This window comes from Rodentibacter myodis, assembly GCF_001999305.1.
In the GTDB taxonomy this organism is placed as follows: domain Bacteria; phylum Pseudomonadota; class Gammaproteobacteria; order Enterobacterales; family Pasteurellaceae; genus Rodentibacter; species Rodentibacter myodis.
Map to the genome: position 1 here is coordinate 1 of NZ_MLHQ01000030.1, position 16,913 is coordinate 16,913.

11 protein-coding genes and 3 tRNA genes are annotated in these 16,913 nt (G+C 41.6%); 2 read left to right on the forward strand and 12 right to left on the reverse strand.

Annotated elements, in window-relative coordinates; genetic code table 11:
- Positions 1 to 103 precede the first annotated feature (103 nt).
- The 4 genes from BKL49_RS10695 to wecA form a co-directional block, all read right to left on the reverse strand.
- Positions 104 to 180: transfer RNA gene (locus tag BKL49_RS10695), tRNA-Pro, on the reverse strand.
- Positions 181 to 188: 8 nt separating this feature from the next.
- Positions 189 to 264, reverse strand: a tRNA-His gene (locus BKL49_RS10700).
- Between the two features lie 28 nt (positions 265 to 292).
- Positions 293 to 369: transfer RNA gene (locus BKL49_RS10705), tRNA-Arg, on the reverse strand.
- Between the two features lie 165 nt (positions 370 to 534).
- The gene (gene wecA, locus BKL49_RS10710) at positions 535 to 1,599 is read right to left on the reverse strand and encodes a UDP-N-acetylglucosamine--undecaprenyl-phosphate N-acetylglucosaminephosphotransferase (RefSeq protein WP_077425302.1); all 1,065 of its coding nucleotides are present in this window, start codon (positions 1,597 to 1,599) and stop codon (positions 535 to 537) included.
- 122 nt (positions 1,600 to 1,721) lie between these two features.
- On the opposite strand from wecA, the gene hemL reads away from it, so the two are divergent.
- Complete coding sequence (gene hemL / locus BKL49_RS10715; protein ID WP_077425304.1) at positions 1,722 to 3,005, forward strand: glutamate-1-semialdehyde 2,1-aminomutase; 1,284 nt, start codon at positions 1,722 to 1,724, stop codon at positions 3,003 to 3,005.
- A gap of 117 nt (positions 3,006 to 3,122) precedes the next feature.
- Here the strand turns inward: hemL and BKL49_RS10720 are convergent, their stop codons facing one another.
- Together BKL49_RS10720 and BKL49_RS10725 are read right to left on the reverse strand one after the other, a co-directional pair.
- Positions 3,123 to 3,989: a DMT family transporter gene (locus BKL49_RS10720; protein ID WP_077425306.1), complete on the reverse strand. Its 867-nt coding sequence runs from the start codon at positions 3,987 to 3,989 to the stop codon at positions 3,123 to 3,125.
- Positions 3,989 to 4,792 (reverse strand): hypothetical protein, encoded by an 804-nt coding sequence (locus tag BKL49_RS10725; RefSeq protein WP_077425308.1) that lies wholly within the window; start codon positions 4,790 to 4,792, stop codon positions 3,989 to 3,991. Before BKL49_RS10725 ends, BKL49_RS10720 begins: the two co-directional genes overlap by 1 nt.
- Before the next feature lie 102 nt (positions 4,793 to 4,894).
- Between BKL49_RS10725 and BKL49_RS10730 the strand changes: the two genes are divergently transcribed.
- Positions 4,895 to 5,557, forward strand: a complete 663-nt coding sequence (locus BKL49_RS10730; RefSeq protein ID WP_077425310.1) for a trimeric intracellular cation channel family protein — start codon at positions 4,895 to 4,897, stop codon at positions 5,555 to 5,557.
- Positions 5,558 to 5,588: 31 nt separating this feature from the next.
- On the opposite strand, the gene BKL49_RS10735 is transcribed toward BKL49_RS10730, so the two are convergent.
- The 6 genes from BKL49_RS10735 to BKL49_RS12365 all read right to left on the reverse strand — a co-directional run.
- The gene (locus BKL49_RS10735; protein WP_077425312.1) at positions 5,589 to 6,242 is read right to left on the reverse strand and encodes a hypothetical protein; all 654 of its coding nucleotides are present in this window, start codon (positions 6,240 to 6,242) and stop codon (positions 5,589 to 5,591) included.
- 91 nt (positions 6,243 to 6,333) lie between these two features.
- The gene (locus BKL49_RS10740) at positions 6,334 to 7,266 is read right to left on the reverse strand and encodes an autotransporter outer membrane beta-barrel domain-containing protein (protein WP_077425314.1); all 933 of its coding nucleotides are present in this window, start codon (positions 7,264 to 7,266) and stop codon (positions 6,334 to 6,336) included.
- 93 nt (positions 7,267 to 7,359) lie between these two features.
- Positions 7,360 to 9,747: a pertactin-like passenger domain-containing protein gene (locus BKL49_RS12830; RefSeq protein ID WP_077425316.1), complete on the reverse strand. Its 2,388-nt coding sequence runs from the start codon at positions 9,745 to 9,747 to the stop codon at positions 7,360 to 7,362.
- A complete protein-coding gene (locus BKL49_RS12835) occupies positions 9,747 to 10,565 on the reverse strand; it encodes a S6 family peptidase (protein WP_077425318.1) in 819 nt (272 codons plus the stop codon). Before BKL49_RS12835 ends, BKL49_RS12830 begins: the two co-directional genes overlap by 1 nt.
- A 227-nt stretch (positions 10,566 to 10,792) precedes the next feature.
- Positions 10,793 to 12,046 carry a glutamate-5-semialdehyde dehydrogenase gene (gene proA, locus BKL49_RS10755; protein WP_077425320.1) on the reverse strand — a complete coding sequence of 418 codons (1,254 nt, stop codon included), beginning with the start codon at positions 12,044 to 12,046 and terminating at the stop codon, positions 10,793 to 10,795.
- A 380-nt stretch (positions 12,047 to 12,426) separates the two neighbouring features.
- On the reverse strand, positions 12,427 to 16,913 hold a 4,487-nt coding region (locus BKL49_RS12365), incomplete at its 5' end, for an Ig-like domain repeat protein (RefSeq protein ID WP_077425322.1).

Below are 16,913 nucleotides of genomic sequence, written 5' to 3' on the forward strand. Positions count from 1 at the left end.
AGTTAAGCACATATTAAGACTTCAAAATTAAAAATTATTTTAAAATAAGTCAATCAAAAAGTGACCACACAGATTGTCTGATATATTGTTAAAGAGCAAAAATTGGTCGGCGAGATAGGATTTGAACCTACGACCCACTGGTCCCAAACCAGTTGCGCTACCAAGCTGCGCTACTCGCCGATATTTGATGGGGTGGCTAATGGGACTTGAACCCACGACAACCGGAATCACAATCCGGGGCTCTACCAACTGAGCTATAGCCACCATAGATTTTGTTTTCAATGCACTGACCTGGCGCGCTCGACAAGATTCGAACTTGCGACCTTTGGCTCCGGAGGCCAACGCTCTATCCAACTGAGCTACGAACGCGTGCTGCGTCGTTGCGGGGCGTATATTAATGATTTCAAAATATCTTGTCTAGCACTTTTTTCTAATTTTTTTTTAAGAGATAATTTTTTGCTCAATTTGTATAGATTTTATAAATTTTCCGTTCTTACATAAAGAAAAAGGGAGTTTATAGCCTCCCCTTTGACACTATGCTTTTGAACGTTTTGCCCTTCTTTTTATACGTCTAATCCAGCGGGTTATCCGCCACGCTCTTGTGATGGAATAAACATAAAGAAAGAAAAGCATAAAAAAACCAACAAACATCGCCCATTCATTGACATAATAAATTTCGCCAAGAATACCAATCATTGCACAAATGGCAGAAACAAACGTGATTAATAAAAATGCTTGGCGAGAAGTCAGCCCAGCACGCACCATTAAATGATGCACGTGTAAACGATCGGGACGAAACGGACTTTTTCCTTTGCGTAAACGGCGATAAATGATCGCAACCATATCGATCAACGGAATTGCTATAATCCAAAGTGCGGTCACCGGATTCATCGGATGCCCTTTTCCCTGTGTACTGAGTAACAAAATCCAAATAATCGTAAACCCAATTAATGTACTGCCCGCATCCCCCATAAAGACTTTATATTTCGGGCCGAACGGAATCCCTAAGTTCAACATTAAATAAGGCAACATTGCGGCAATCAAAGCAAAACTCCAATACGCCATATCCATCTGCCCGTCACGGAACATCAAAAAACCAATCGCAGCAAAAGAGACACAAGATAAACCGCCTAATAAGCCATCGATCCCGTCAATCATATTGAAGGCGTTAATAATCGCAATGGTCGCAAATACCGTGATAATTAAACCAATTGATCCTAACGTCAACTGAAACGGGCCAAGAATTTGCCCTAAATGATCAAGATAAACATTGCCTAAATCGATCATCAAAATCGCCAATACTGCTTGGATCCCAGCCCGTAAGAATGGACTAATATCAAAACGATCATCCAAAATACCAATGGCAAGTAAAACAAAAATACTAAACAAATATAAATAAGGCAGGCGAAGCTGATCCCACTCCATTAGGTAATAGCAAAGATTGCCCATAAAAAGTGATACACCGCCAATAAGCGGGATCGCTCCCAAATGGCGTTTACGATAATTCGGTTTATCCACCAGACCAATTCGATTCGCAATCGGACGCATAACAATTAATGTTAGAAATGCCCCAATAAAAGTAACAATAAGACTTAACATAACTGAACCTTCATAAATTTTTGCAAAGGATAGCATAAGGAAAATTTGACAAGAAAGATATTTTTAACAAAGCCTGTGTTTTTCAGTACAATACCCGCATTTTTACACGCAAGGAAAAAACAATGACAAATTCAACCGCACTTTTCTCCCGCGCCCAAAAAATTATTCCCGGTGGCGTTAATTCACCGGTTCGCGCATTCAAAGGCGTAGGCGGCACGCCGGTTTTCATTCAAAAAGCGCAAGGTGCTTATATCTACGATACCGATAACAAACAATATGTTGATTATGTTGGTTCTTGGGGGCCAATGATTTTAGGACATAATCACCCTGCCATTTTAAATGCCGTGCTGAAAACGGCTGAAAACGGGTTGAGTTTTGGCGCACCAACCCCCTTAGAGATTGATCTTGCCGAGCTTGTTTGTGAATTGGTTCCTTCCATTGAAATGGTGAGAATGGTCAGTTCCGGCACAGAAGCCACAATGACCGCTATTCGCCTTGCACGAGGCTACACCGGTCGCGATAAAATCTTAAAATTTGAGGGTTGTTATCACGGTCATTCCGATTCACTTTTAGTAAAAGCCGGCTCCGGTGCATTAACGCTCGGACAACCAAGCTCCCCCGGCGTACCGGAAGATTTCGCCAAACATACTCTAACCGCAGAATACAATAATTTAGATTCGGTCAAACAATTATTTGAGCAATTCCCTGACAGTATCGCCTGTGTCATTATTGAACCCGTTGCCGGCAATATGAATTGCGTTCCGCCTAAAGCAGGTTTCTTGCAAGGATTACGCAAACTTTGCGATCAATATGGCGCACTCTTGATTATTGATGAAGTGATGACCGGTTTCCGAGTGGCACTTGCCGGGGCGCAATCTTATTATGGCGTAACACCGGATCTTACCACGCTTGGCAAAGTCATCGGTGGTGGTATGCCCGTTGGTGCGGTAGGAGGGAAAAAAGCCGTGATGGAATACCTTGCACCGACAGGCCCTGTGTACCAAGCAGGAACGCTTTCAGGCAATCCAATCGCAATGGCAGCGGGGTTGGCGTGTTTGAACGAATTGAAAAAATCCGGCAACGAGCAACAACTTGCAGAAAAAACTGAAAAGCTCTGTTTAGGTTTAAAAGCACTGGCGAAAAAGCACAATGTGTCTTTCGTAGTAAATTATGTGGGGGGAATGTTCGGTATTTTCTTTACGGATCAAAAAGAGGTGACTTCCTATGCAGAAGTAATGAAATGCGACACCGAAAAATTCAAAATTTTCTTCCATAAAATGTTGGATTTAGGTGTTTATCTCGCCCCTTCCGCATTTGAAGCGGGTTTTATGTCTTTGGCACATACGGATGAAGATATCTCCAAAACCTTAGAAGCTGCCGATATTGCCTTTGCAACATTGGCATAAGTGATAAAAGTGCGGTTAAAATTCACCGCACTTTGGCATTGTTATATCGCATATTGCGGACGCCAATATGGCATCCCTACTTTTTCCAAGGATAATTCATTACATAACACACTATTATCATCGCCTTACCGATCCCAAATAAATAGCAAATAATGTCAATGCCGCTCCCAGCCACTGCCAAAGATTAATCTCTTTATCTAAATAAAAATAGTCGATCACCAATGCCGCCACAGGCTCTGTTAATAGCAACAATCCTGTTAATCCTAAAGAAAGCAACGGAATGGAATACGCCATCATTCCCCAAGCAACACATTGCATCACCGCGCCATAAATGACGATCAATCCCCAATCTTGCCAAGTGGTCGGATAGAGGTTCTCAGCATTGAATATCAATGAAGGAATAATCAACACCAACGCACCACTGAGACTAATAATTAACATTAAAGGAAATAAAGCAGTAGGCTCTTCTTGGTGAACATTTTTTATCATCACCATTGAACAAGCCAACATTACAGCAGAAGCAAAACCAATCACAATGCCATAAATCCCCTCAATATTGTGCTGTAATTCTTCACCGGCAATTAATGCCACGCCGGCTACGGCAAGCAATAAACTCAATAATTGTAACTTGGTTTGTTTTTCAGCAAAAAATATAAACCCGATGGCGGCTAAACAAAAAATTTGTAAGCTGTTTAGCAGTGTTGAAATACCCGGCCCCACGGCATAAATACTTTCGTGCCAAAAGGCAAGATCAAAGGCAAGGAAAATACCGGACAATATGGCATAAAAAATCGCTTTTTTACTTTTGGGAAAATGTTGGCGTTTTAATTTCATTAAAAACCAAAAAATCGCTGACGCAATTAACAGCCGCCAAAAAGCAATAGCATATCCCCCTACCGGGACAAATTTTACAATAAGGCTGCCTAATCCAAATAAAACACAGCCCACCACCAAAATAGGGGCGGCATAAGATTGTTTTTTCATCAAATAAACTCCAACCATAACGGCAAACACGCCGTAATAAAAAGTAGAATAAATAAGGTATTGGCGTTTAATGTCCATTTTTGGAAACTATGCGCCATTAAAATAGCCGCAATGGCAAAATGGCAAAGAAAATAGATGCCGTAAGCCAAAACACTTTCAAAATTGACCGCACTTTCCAAGCCGTTTAAGCATAAGAAAATAAAGATCGTCAAGGCATTCAGTGCAAGTAAAACAATCATTGCCAAGGGGAGCAAAGCGATAAAGCCCTGCAAACGGCTGCGTGCAATCACCAACATTAAGTTAGCAAGCACGACACCCAGTAAAATAAGGGCAACAGGGTTATATTGGGCAAATGTGGAAAAGGGCAACAAACTCAATGCCATAAAATAACTCAACATTCCTAAACCTGCCACCAATGCCGCCATCAAAAGAAAGCTATTGCGAAGTTTTTCCTGTTTCGGTTGCTTCCAAATAAAATACACTACCGACAAGCCACACACGCTCATTACATTCGCAAGCGTATTGTGAGAGTTTGGCAGTAAACTAAGGATTAACCCTACCGCCCAATATAACGCAAAGGGTAAGTTTGCCTGAATCAAACGCCCACGCTGTCCCGGGCAAATTTCACCTTTGTAGAAAACAAGCAAAGTGATCAACTGTGCTGTTAATACACCAAAACTTAAATGAGGAATAGCTTGGGATGGCGATTGCAACAAAAACATAAAAAGATCAATGGCAAGTATTATTCCGACTGAAACTAACGACAGCAAGACAGCGAGAAATTTTGAAGATTGTTCTAACATAGTGATTCAAATAAGTGAAAAATAATCTAGCATTATGCTAAAAATCCACGTTGTTTTAAAGTAGAATGGACACAATTTTGACCGCACTTTGTAGGAACTCTAATGCTACTCAGCATCTTATACATTATTGGCATTACCGCCGAAGGAATGACCGGCGCACTGGCTGCCGGCAGAGAAAAAATGGATATTTTCGGGGTGATCATTATCGCCTCTGTCACCGCAATCGGCGGCGGATCAGTGCGTGATGTACTACTAGGGCATTACCCCCTGGGCTGGGTAAAACATCCCGAATACTTTTTAATCGTTGCAAGTGCTGCGATTATCACCGTTTACGTGGCTCCTTTTATTAACCATTTTATGCGTTACTTCCGCACCATTTTTTTAGTATTAGATGCAATGGGACTAGTAGTTTTTTCCATCATTGGTGCACAAATTGCAATGGACATGGGACACAGCATCACTATCGTTTGTATTGCCGGCTGTATCACCGGTGCATTCGGTGGCGTGTTACGGGATATGCTCTGCAACCGCATTCCGCTTGTATTTCAAAAAGAACTGTACGCCAGCGTGTCCTTATTCGCCACACTCACTTATTCAGTTTTAACCACCTTTGAGATAGAACATACCCTCGCCGTGTTAATCACCTTAGTGACCAGTTTCACCTTGCGGGTTCTCGCTATCCGATTTGAGTGGGGATTACCAGTGTTTAACTATCAAGAACTCACACCCGCTCACCAAGACAAATTACCGAAGAAAAAGAAATAAAAAATAGGGTGCGTTGATACATCATCCCTTTTTACTGTGCCGATAACATCGGGTAAGCTTTAATAAAATCGGGCAAGCGATAGGCTTTATTGAAAATTAAGGTATAACTGTTGCGATCATTGTTCACCGAAATCGTTTCAGGAATCGGTTCATCTAAGCCAAAACGCCAAGGTTGATTGCCCACACGGGTGATTAAATACCCGTTGCTTAGTTCAAAAGGACCTTCATAGGTTTTACCATCAATCGTGACCATTTTGTACTCAATCGGCAAACTCACCGAGCCATAAATAGTTTTCCAAAAGAAATAAGGCGAACCGGTAGGATTTAAAATAGAACGATTTGCCCCCTCTTTTTGAACCAATTCAATCGTCTTACCATCAGCCAGTTGTAATTGGTGTTTCCCCGGTTCTAATATCAACTTTTGTGTTTGATGGGCTGTAAGAGTGATTTCTTTACCGTCTAATTTAAACGTAACGGATTGATCCGTTGGATTATCCGCATAGACAATATTTTTGTCATACCACGCCACCAAATCTTCTGCTTCAAAAGGAAAATATTTTGCCACCATATCAACCACAAAATTCCGTTTTCCATCATCAGCATTGTCTGCCGTTGCGGAAGGTTGCACAAAGACAATTCCTCCTAAAATCGCAATAATTACAAATAAAGAAAGTAGTTTTTTCATTAAATTCTCCTAAAAATGACCGATAGATATGCCGAAGTACAGTTAAAATTTACTTATTTTCAAAAAGTGGCATAGCCCTATTGCTTTTGTATTACCAATAATACCTTATTTCTAGCATCAAGGCAGTCTGCTTTCCTGTTTCCTTAGTGAAAATAGATTCCCAATTTCCACTCAATTCCCAACGTTTATACCGTGCAGCAAGCCCTAATTGATAACCAAGAGAATATCCAAACGGTTGATTTAACCTATGATTATTGACTTTAACTCGATTTATTGTGCCATTTTTAGATAAATGATTGACATAATAACCTGCTAATGATGGAGTAAGGGAAAAATCTTTAAACTCAAAGGTTTTACTTAATTTTAACCCTAGGTGATAATTAAATGGACGAGCAGTCTTAACAGCAACTTCAGCTTGGTTTAAGTCATAATTGACCGCAGAAATATGATAGTAGCGAAGACCGATGGCAGATTGTAAATCAATGCCCAATATTTGTCGTTGCACACCAACATTTGCGCCTAACGCATAGAAATCACGCTGAAAATTGTTTTTTTCATCATCTAACTTAATCTGGTTTTTCGCTCGTCCAATATTCATATCTAATGAACCCCATAGTCCGTTTTGGTGGTAGGCTTTTACATAGCCTGTCGCAACGATCAAACGGGAACGACCATTCCCCTGATCGTAATCATTATGGGCAACAGATTGCGATAAAATACCACCTAGTTGGATATTTTGTTCGCTGCTGGTTTCCACACCAATTTGAGTAAGGTGGGTATTTTGCTCAAAAGTGCGGTAATTTTTTGAGCTATTTTTATTTTTTTGGCTCTCAGTATGTACCCACACATTGCCATTAGATTGACGATGATCGAGTAAATGCTGATCAAGACGGCGGCTCATTTGCAATAGCTGATGAGTTTGTGCATTAAAATCGGACAACGCCGCATTGGCATAGCGGCTGATGCCTTGAGCTTGAGAGATAGATTGCTCAGGCTCAAAAGACATCACACCTTCTTCTGCCATCACCTTTTGCCTTTTATCTTCGGATAACGCTTCATCGCCTATTAACGCGACGTCTGATTGCTCCGCTTCATTTTGTGCATCAACGAGGTGTTGTTATGCAGTTTGATAGGATTCGGTTAAACGTACCACCTTCGCCTGTACTACCGCCACGACATCTTCCTCCGCCGAAGTAAGTTGAATAGCACGACATACCTCTTTCGATTGTCCTGCGGCTTGGCATAATTGCTTAGCTTGGGCTAGTTCAGCTTCTATCGCTTGACGTTGGCTATCGTCATTTTGCCTCATTTCCGCATCACGCAAGGGGCTGTAAAGGTGATAACGATAATTTTGATTTCTCAATACATAACGATATGCCCCCAAATCCACGTAGCCATTTTCCAAATTGAAATTCACGTCAGATTGTGCCTGTTGGCGATGGTTGAGTTGCACCAAATCTAACGATTGAACGGCTTTCGGCTCCGCCCCAGTGTTTTTAATAGCAAGCCGATAACGACCGTTTGCCACGCCATTCACAATCAGGCGATCACTTTGGGCAGCTGCAAGATTGGTAAGAAAATCAAAACGCCCGTTGCCCGATAAATTTCCGTTTATCGTCAAAGTGCGGTAACTTTTCACCCCGGATTGCGCGTTAGTATAATCAAACATTGGATTAAGCGTAACACGGGCATTTTCCATTTTCAGATGAATCAGTTGGCTGTTTTTCCACATTGTCCAACGACTTGGCTCGGTTAAACGGACAAGGCTGTTGTCTTTGGCTTGAATAGTGCTGAGATAATGGGCTTTACCGAGAACAAACTGGGCATTATGTTTGAGATAAACATCACCGTTAATCCTTGTTGTCGGCAAGCTTTCCCACGTCTGCTTCCCTAAATATACGTTGGTTTTACAAGTTAAGTTCCCCCGATAATCGGAACGAATACATTGTGGCGTTTCTCCCTGCACTACACCAATTTGCAAACGAGCATTATCTTGCAGATGAAAATTGCCCGTCACTTGGCTTACATTGCGTCCGATATAAAGTTTGGCATCGTTTCCAATATAGGTATTTGTAGCTTTAAAAGTGCGATTAAGCCATTCCGTTGGGCTAAATACTTCCCTGATATTGCCATCTTGATAAGTCACCGCTCTCGGTTGTGGTCTACCTGATAGTAATAATGTTCCTCCTAACACGTTGAATTTCCCGTTAATATTTGTTCCACCCGAAATCAAATGGAAACTATCATCAGGCGTGTTATAAATAACGTTTAACGGACCGTTTGGCTTATTCGCCTCAGTTTCGCCAAAATAACCATCAAATGCGGTATTAATTGGCACATTTGACCGTCTTTTCGCATTCGCTCGTTGTAACACTGTTTGAATGGCTTGTTGACGATTTCCACCTATGTATTCCCAAGAGTTATTGCTATTTTGATCCAATGGGAAAAAGTCTGATGGGTTGCCGTTCTCTTTTAAAATAAAATAGTCTGTGCGATTGTGTCTATGAGGATTAATATATTCATAAAGCCCCACTTCTGCCTTGGTGCGTTTTGACCATTGCCCCCATTCAATATCCTGCTCGTTTAATAGAGGTTGTAGCTGTTTTTCACGCTGTTGCGTTAAAAGTTGTTCAATCGCATTTTGTGGAAAACTCGCAGTTGGGGATTGCCCGTTCTTCAAGCTGTAATAATCAGGGCGATTATTGCGATAATCTTCATAAAGTGCGGTCGCTGTTTGTGATGTTTTTCCTTGTTCTACCCATTCCACATCCTTGGCTGACAACACCCTGCCACCCGTCACCGTTACATAGGCAGTTTGTGCTGTATTGTGATTGACGATCTTTGCCCCATCGTCTACATTTTGAATACGGGTAAAAGAAATGGTATTGCCGTTTAAATCCAACCTACCGCCCTGATACCCAAAATAGAGATTATCTCCCCTGATCTGCTCATCATCATTCAACACCAGCGTAGGACGACCACTCACAATTCCCACCTGATTAAAAGCTTGTTTTTGACCTTGATGATCCGCCCGTTGTGCCAAAATCACCTTCCCATCGCCAACACTCAGATTGCCTAAATTTCGCCCAACGCCATTGACATAAAGCGTTCCTTGCCCAATCTTAGACAAACGATCCCCTTTAGGATTAGGCACTTGCCAATTGACCTGTTTATTGGTAGCAACGGAAATGCCAGCCCCAAGCCAAGTTTGGTCTGATTGCGGTTTTACGGTGAAATTTCCATTAAAATACAACGCACCAGCCCCTTGGTTAATATTCTGTTCAAGAATAATCGTTCCATTTTTACCAGAAAGATACAGGGTTTTACCCTGAGCTTCATTGGCTTGTGAATCTGCTAACTGCATACTAAAGCGTTGCTTTCCATTTCGTTCGGTCAAACTGCCGTTCCCACTACTTGCCGTCCAACGGAAAACCGCATTATTCTTTTTATTTTCAAAAACAATCTCATCATCTCGTTGGGTCTGCTGAATAAATTTCGGTAACATCAAGCATAGCCGTTTAATTCACCATTTTCTCCACTATAAACATTTTGTGTTCCCATCAACACCCATTGATTTCTCTTTTTATCAAAAGCAAACAATGGCGAACCACTATCACCTGGCGTACCATAAGTAGTATCAAACACCGAACTTCTAAAAAGAAGAAAATGTTCATTTGACGAGCTAATTTTTAATGCACCGCCACCCGTCAAATATTGATAAGCCGAAGCCAAAAGGGTTTGGTTCTTTTGCGAATTTCTCGTCCATTGCGTTCCCGAACCAATTCTTACAAATTGCGAAAAACGCGCTGGATTTTGGTAGGCAGAAGCATTAATAGAACCATCAGCATTTTCTGAAATAGACGTAAGCGGGAAAGGGGCTGTTTCGGTGACTAATTTATGCAGGCGGGGAACATGGAAATCATATTTAGTATGCTCATTCCTATCCACAATATGATAGGGAAAATAATGTGCATCTGGATTTGAGCCTTCGTAGCCAAACTCAATTTCATTATAGCCTTTATTGTGTTTTACACTAGTCACATATTGAGGAGCAAGCAACGTGGCAATTCCAGACTGACGATTCACCGCACTAAAATCAGGCATTGATATATTTGCCATCATTGTGCCGACTTGCCGCCCATTTTTATCTAAGATGGGAATATTTTGTGCATTAGGAAAAAATCGCCCCTTATTTTCAGCAAAATTTCGGAAATATTGGTAAGGAATATCATCGCGAACCATTGAAGCATAGCTGTGTGAATTTAATGCCAAAGAGATGAACGTAGCAAGAAAAGAGGGATAAAAGAGAGGATTAACACGCATACGAAAACTCCAATATAGAGAATGAATGACGATAGGCGAATATTCACACAGTCAAACTTGTTTTTCAAATAATTTGTTGACAAAATTGAGTTTATCCTCTCTCCTCAATAATAAACCTTGTTCAACCGACTGTCTTAACAATCAAAATGGTAAAAAGAACATTATTTAATCCTTTGATAATGTTACCAAGACCTAACCTTTAACAACCCAAAGTAGCTAAAAAAGTGCTATATTCTCACTGTATAGTTTCCTTCACACACCCATTTATAAGTCGTGAGTGCTTCTAACCCCATTGGACCTCGAGCGTGCAATTTTTGCGTACTCACTGCCACTTCAGCCCCTAAACCAAACTGTCCGCCATCAGTAAAGCGGGTGCTGGCGTTCACATAAACCGCTGCCGCATCCACTTGGTTCACAAACTGACGCGCCAAGGTTTGTGAGGAAGTTAAAATACTTTCGGAATGTTGCGTGCCATATTCACGAATATGCTCAATCGCCGCCTGAATATTTTCGACAATCACCACATTCAAATCAAGTGAACCCCATTCTTCACGCAGTTGTTGTTCCGTTACTTCGCTAACTTCCGCACCGGCTTGTTTTAAAATCTCAAGTGCGGTCGATTTTGCGTGATATTTTACGTTCTTCGGCGCAAGTTGTGTGACCAATTTCGGCAGAAAACTCTCCGCAATACTACGTTGCACTAACAAAGTTTCCAAAGTGTTACAAGTGCTTGGACGTTGGGTTTTAGCATTATCAATCACCAAAACAGCCTGATTTTGATCCGCACTTTGTTCAACAAAAGTATGGCAAACACCCACACCGCCCACAATCACCGGAATCGTAGAATGTTGCTTGCAAAGTGCGTGTAGCCCCGCTCCGCCACGAGGAATAATCATATCTACATAACGATCTAATTTTAATAATTGCATTACAAGATCACGGTTTGGATCGGTAATCGCTTGCACGGCAAATTTTGGCAACCCGGCTTGTTCCAACGCATTCTGCACCACTTCCACCAAAATTTTATTGGAAAATTGGGTTTCTTTCCCCCCCCGTAAAATCACCGCATTGCCCGTTTTCAAACAAAGACTAGCGACATCGATGGTTACATTCGGGCGCGCTTCATAAATTGTGCCGATCACCCCAATTGGCGTGCGTATTCGTTCTATTTTCAATCCGCTCTCCAACGTACCACCATCTATAATTTTCCCCACCGGATCGGCAAGGGAAATCACGTGACGTACATCATCGGCAATACTCTGCAAACGTTGCGGTGTTAGCAACAAGCGATCAATGAGTGCCTCTGACAAACCATTTTGATTGGCAAAGTCAATGTCTTTTGTATTTTCCGCCAAAATGCAATCCGATTGTTGTTCCAACTGCGCGGCAATAATGCCTAAAGCCCGATTTTTTTCTGCTGTTGTTAATTGAGCCAAAATAAACGCCGCTTCTTTGGCTTGTTTTCCCATTTGTTCCAACATAATTTCCACCTTCATTTTTTATGATATAACCATTGCACAATACGTGATTCGAGGAATAAAAGCAAAAATAGCCTAATTACCCCAAAAATCATATTACTTTATCTGGTGTATTGCGACCTAATATCGAAAAAAATGCTGTGAAGCTTATCTGAAAAGTAAGAAAGGGGAAATGCTTAAGATCAAGGATTTCACTGTTTCTAATAAGAGAAGATGATTTTTTATCATAGAGGCTAGCGTGGTGTTCCTAGCAATCACGTTGTTTTCTCTTTGTACATTTTCCCCATAATAGCGAAAACATTTCAAATTTTGACCGCACTTTATAAAAAAATCCCCTAAAGAGAACCTTAGGGGATTTGGTTAATTGTCTCTAAGCAGTAAGATTAGAGAACTTGAACACCTTGTTGAACGTAAACAAGTTGATCGGATGGACCTTGGCTTCCACTTGAATAAGTGTAAACATCATAGGTTATACCATCAACCACGTCTTGTTTCGCTTTCGCCCAAGTACCTAGGTTACCACCGACAAGACCATTTGAATTATCATTCATATTGGCATTACCCGAATCATTGAAGCTATTGTTTGCGCCCAAATCAACGGTATCTTCTGAAGTACCTTTAATCAAGATGCGAGATATTGCGTCATCCTTTTGTGTCAGGTGATCTAATTTAACATCAAGATTTTGACGACCTGTTGCGGTTAAATCAATGGTTTCTACATTGCGGATATAACTCATTGAGTAATCACCGCCTGCCTTGGTTAAATACAATGTATCTGTACCTTCACCACCATCAAGATAAGACGAACCATTGAGATCGTCTGAAATCGTGATCGTATCATTACCCTCACCAAGCTCAACACCGGTATATGAAAGCGTAACAATATTTACGGTATCATCACCGGCTCCCATATCTAATGTACCACCGTCGGCAAGTCTCACGGTTGCGGTATCATTACCCTCACCTAATTCAACTTTACCGAAGGCTCTAGCCAAAGTATCAACGGTAAAGCTGTCATCGCCGCCACCAAGGTTTACATTGGTGCTTCCTGAACCACGGAGTTGGTTTGCAACAAATACATCATCGCCACCGCCTGCTGTAACGGTCGCACCATAATGCAAGTATCCGCCCATTTGGACTAAGTTATTACCTTCACCAAGGGTAAGTGTTGCATAGTCAATGTTGCTATTCACTTGAACTACATCATTACCGGAACCAAATGCAAAGGTTTGTGCTTGAGTAATATAACCACCTACTTCTAAACGGTTATCACCGTCACCGAAGTTATAATTAGAACTACCTGAACCGTCTAGGTTAGATTTACTAATCACACTGTCATTACCGCTACCAAAAGTTGCCACAATGGTTGCACCTCTATTTACTGCACCGTTAATGATAATTTGGTTATTGCCATCACCCATATCAATATTATATGGACCACCTGTCCCGATTTCTGCAGTATTAAATGTGAGTTTGTCGTTACCTTCACCCATATCTAATCTACCGCCACGCCAGGTCTGTAAATTACCACGTAATTGGATATGGTCATCTCCAGCACCTGTCGCAAAAGTTCTTGCTCCACCAAGTATCATAGATGCCATATTACCATTTACGGTAGTATCCTTATATTCATCCAAACCAACAATTAAATGATCGTTACCATCAGTAAACAAGAACCCGTTTTCATTACTGATTTGAGGAGAAGCACTTAATGCAATATTTGCTATATTAAAGCGGCTTACATCCGATGGATCCGGACCTGTCTCAAGTGTCATATCAGAGAATAGGTTACGCATCATCATTGTTTTCGATGTGCTGATATTACCCGCTGCATCAATCACTTCAACCTGCATACCGTCAGTGTTATAACGATTGAGCGCACCTGTCTTGCTGAAATCAACCGAGTAAGTACCGTCGTTATTCGCTGTTGCGGTTACAGTGTGTTCTGTTTTTGTCATATCCTTATAGGTAATACGAATAGTTGCTCCCACTTCAGAACGTCCATTCATACTAAATGTCATTGCAGCAATAGCACCGGATTGTTGACCTGCAGTAGTTGAAGTCACTTCCATTGAATCAACCATTGTATCAAGATAGATATCTTGGCGGGCGGTTTGTACCACGTTACCTTTACTGTCAGTTACTTCTGCAATATAACGATATTGCGTACCGTAAGTTTCCGGTAAGTCATCGGCATCTAAAGTATAAGCTAAACCGTCTGCCGATTTAGTTGCACCCATTTCAACACGGTTGAAAGTCGCTTCTTGCAATTCTTTTACTACATTTCCTTTTTCATCTTTAACAGCATTGCCATCACTGTCTAACTTGTCAATCATTTGTTGTTCAACTTGAACACGGTAGAACTTGATTGTGTATGCCGGATCTAATGCTGCATCCAATGTGAAACTTACATCGTGTGCATTATCGTTGGTTAAACCGTCTGATAATGATTTAATCAGTTGAAGTTTTTCTTCAGAGCTTGTGTCAATCGTTAAGCCGTTTGAACCAACAACACCTTTATAAGTCGGCAATGTCGGATCGTTTTTATCCAATGCTTGCAAGATTGCATCTGCACCTGTTGTCTCATCAGACAAGTTATCCATTACTTGAGTAGTGATTTTTGGTGGAACAGGTTCAGGATTATCACGTGCCTCATCATCATCACTGTTTGTATTTCCAGCCTTATCTTTTGCATTTGCTTTCACGGTCGATTCATCTTTCACCTGAGCCGCAGGAATTACAATTTTACCGTCTTTGATGGACACAGTCGTGCCATCGGCATCAGTGATTTCCCAACCGCTCTCTTTGCGTTCGGCAATAACTGTTTTCGGGGTTTCATTTTCATCATTGAATTTTAACTCAATATGAACATTATCATTACCCGGTTCAATCGTTACTGAACCATTTGGTTGTGGATCAACGTTTGGTTTATCCGCTTTTAAATCCACATCAAATGATTGTTTCTCACTGGTTGATGTTAAATTTTTTGGATCGTTCGGACCATTATAATGTTTGGCTTCAACTTGATAGCTTACCCCGTCAACTAAGTCGTCTTTATTAAGCGGAATACTTAACTTGCCACTTGTATCTTTAACTAATCCCTTAACAATAATAGGATTGCCGTTCGCTTTATAGAGGACTACTTCAACAAGATCGCCTGCTTTTGCAGTTTTTGGTAAGGTCACTTCAGCAGTCACACCTGCCTCTTTTTCCGCCGCACTAATAATTCCATCTTCGGCTCCGGAAATTTTTACACTAATGGTTGGTTCGGTTTGGTCTACTTTAAATGGTACTTCCGTGCTTTCTTTGCTGGATTGACCTTCCGGTGTGGTCACTTTCGCGGTGACTTTGTAGTCACCATCTTTTGCGACATCTGCGGTTGGGATAGTAACCGTCACTTTTTTCGCGGTTTCTTCAGGTTGAGTGACTTCGTGAGTAATTGATTTTGATGTGCCATCCGGCGTGGTGACGGTTAAGGTTACCTTATCCCCTGCTAGGGTGTTTTTCGGTAAGGTAACTTCTGCTGGTACACCGTTGTCGGACTCTGCTTCCACTTTGTTGATGACGCCATCTTCCGCTTCAGGAATGGTTAACTTCGGCGCGCCATTTTCGGTGGTCTCGTCATCATCACTGTCATCCACATCGCCGTCATTATCAACATCACCCGGAATGCGTGGTGTGCTTGGTGGGGTAACCGGATCTGTTCCTGCATTCACGATGTCGGCATTTGCTTTATTGCCTTCAGGGTTTGTACCTGTTGCGTTGATCGGTTCACCGTCTTTCACCTTATCTGCTAGAATAGTAATTACACCGGTGTCAGGATCGATAGTTGCACCAGAGCCATTATCGTTAGTCATTTTCCAGTTACCGTCAGCATCTTTTTCTGCGGTAATGGTTTTTTCTTGACCGTCCGGCTCAGTAGGGATTTTGACTTCAACTTTGTTGTTGTCATTACCCGGTGTAACCGTTACTTTACCGTCATTATTCGGTGATGCGATGGTCGGTTTATCTGCTAAATCAGCGGTATCTGTTGTGCTATTACCTGCTTCATCTTTCGCTTTAGCCGTGATCTCACCACCCTGTTTGATGTTTTCTTTTGGAATCGTTACATTACCTTTACCATTTTCAGGATTAGGGATGACACTCGGATCACTTGATGTCCAATTACCATTCGGATCTTTAGTTAATACTACTTCTTTATCCGGTCCATTTTCCTGTGGGACGGTTACCGTCACTTTATCCGCATCGTCCGGTAAATCTACTGTCGCACTACCCTCATTATTTACGGTGATCGTCGGGCTTGCCGGCGGTGTCGTATCCACTGTGATAGTTTGCTCACCTGTTGCAGAGCTATTACCTGCCGGATCGGTTACTTTCGCTGTTACAGTAATATCGCCATCACCTGCTACCGGTACATCAACCGTAGTGTAACCATTGTTAATCATTTCTTGCGTAACAGGAATAGTTGTTGGCTCACCGTTAATAGTAACGATTAAGCTGTCACCTACTTCGGTGTTATCCGGAATCGTGATGTAAACAGGTGTTTTATCCACACCGTCTTTACCGGTGATTTCAGTGCCGTTTAATTTGCCGTCACCATTTGCATCTTCACCAAATACAATATTTGGTGCGCCATTAGTATTGCGTGGTACTTCTTGGCCATTTGGTAATTTCACGTTATTTGATGAATCATCGTTGCCATCAACAACGCCATCACCATTGCTGTCACCCGGTGTTTTTGTATCCACAGTCACCGTTTTATCACCTGTTGCAGAGCTATTACCTGCCGGATCGGTTACTTTCGCTGTTACAGTAATATCGCCATCACCTGCTACCGGTACATCAACCGTAGTGTAACCATTGTTAATCA

Bases quoted from the DNA above. Each gene is read 5' to 3' on its own strand.
- wecA (WP_077425302.1), bottom strand. From the start codon at position 1,599: ATGTTAAGTCTTATTGTTACTTTTATTGGGGCATTTCTAACATTAATT.
- hemL (WP_077425304.1), top strand. From the start codon at position 1,722: ATGACAAATTCAACCGCACTTTTCTCCCGCGCCCAAAAAATTATTCCC.
- BKL49_RS10720 (WP_077425306.1), bottom strand. From the start codon at position 3,989: ATGAAAAAACAATCTTATGCCGCCCCTATTTTGGTGGTGGGCTGTGTT.
- BKL49_RS10725 (WP_077425308.1), bottom strand. From the start codon at position 4,792: ATGTTAGAACAATCTTCAAAATTTCTCGCTGTCTTGCTGTCGTTAGTT.
- BKL49_RS10730 (WP_077425310.1), top strand. From the start codon at position 4,895: ATGCTACTCAGCATCTTATACATTATTGGCATTACCGCCGAAGGAATG.
- BKL49_RS10735 (WP_077425312.1), bottom strand. From the start codon at position 6,242: ATGAAAAAACTACTTTCTTTATTTGTAATTATTGCGATTTTAGGAGGA.
- BKL49_RS10740 (WP_077425314.1), bottom strand. From the start codon at position 7,266: ATGGCAGAAGAAGGTGTGATGTCTTTTGAGCCTGAGCAATCTATCTCT.
- BKL49_RS12830 (WP_077425316.1), bottom strand. From the start codon at position 9,747: ATGTTACCGAAATTTATTCAGCAGACCCAACGAGATGATGAGATTGTT.
- BKL49_RS12835 (WP_077425318.1), bottom strand. From the start codon at position 10,565: ATGCGTGTTAATCCTCTCTTTTATCCCTCTTTTCTTGCTACGTTCATC.
- proA (WP_077425320.1), bottom strand. From the start codon at position 12,046: ATGTTGGAACAAATGGGAAAACAAGCCAAAGAAGCGGCGTTTATTTTG.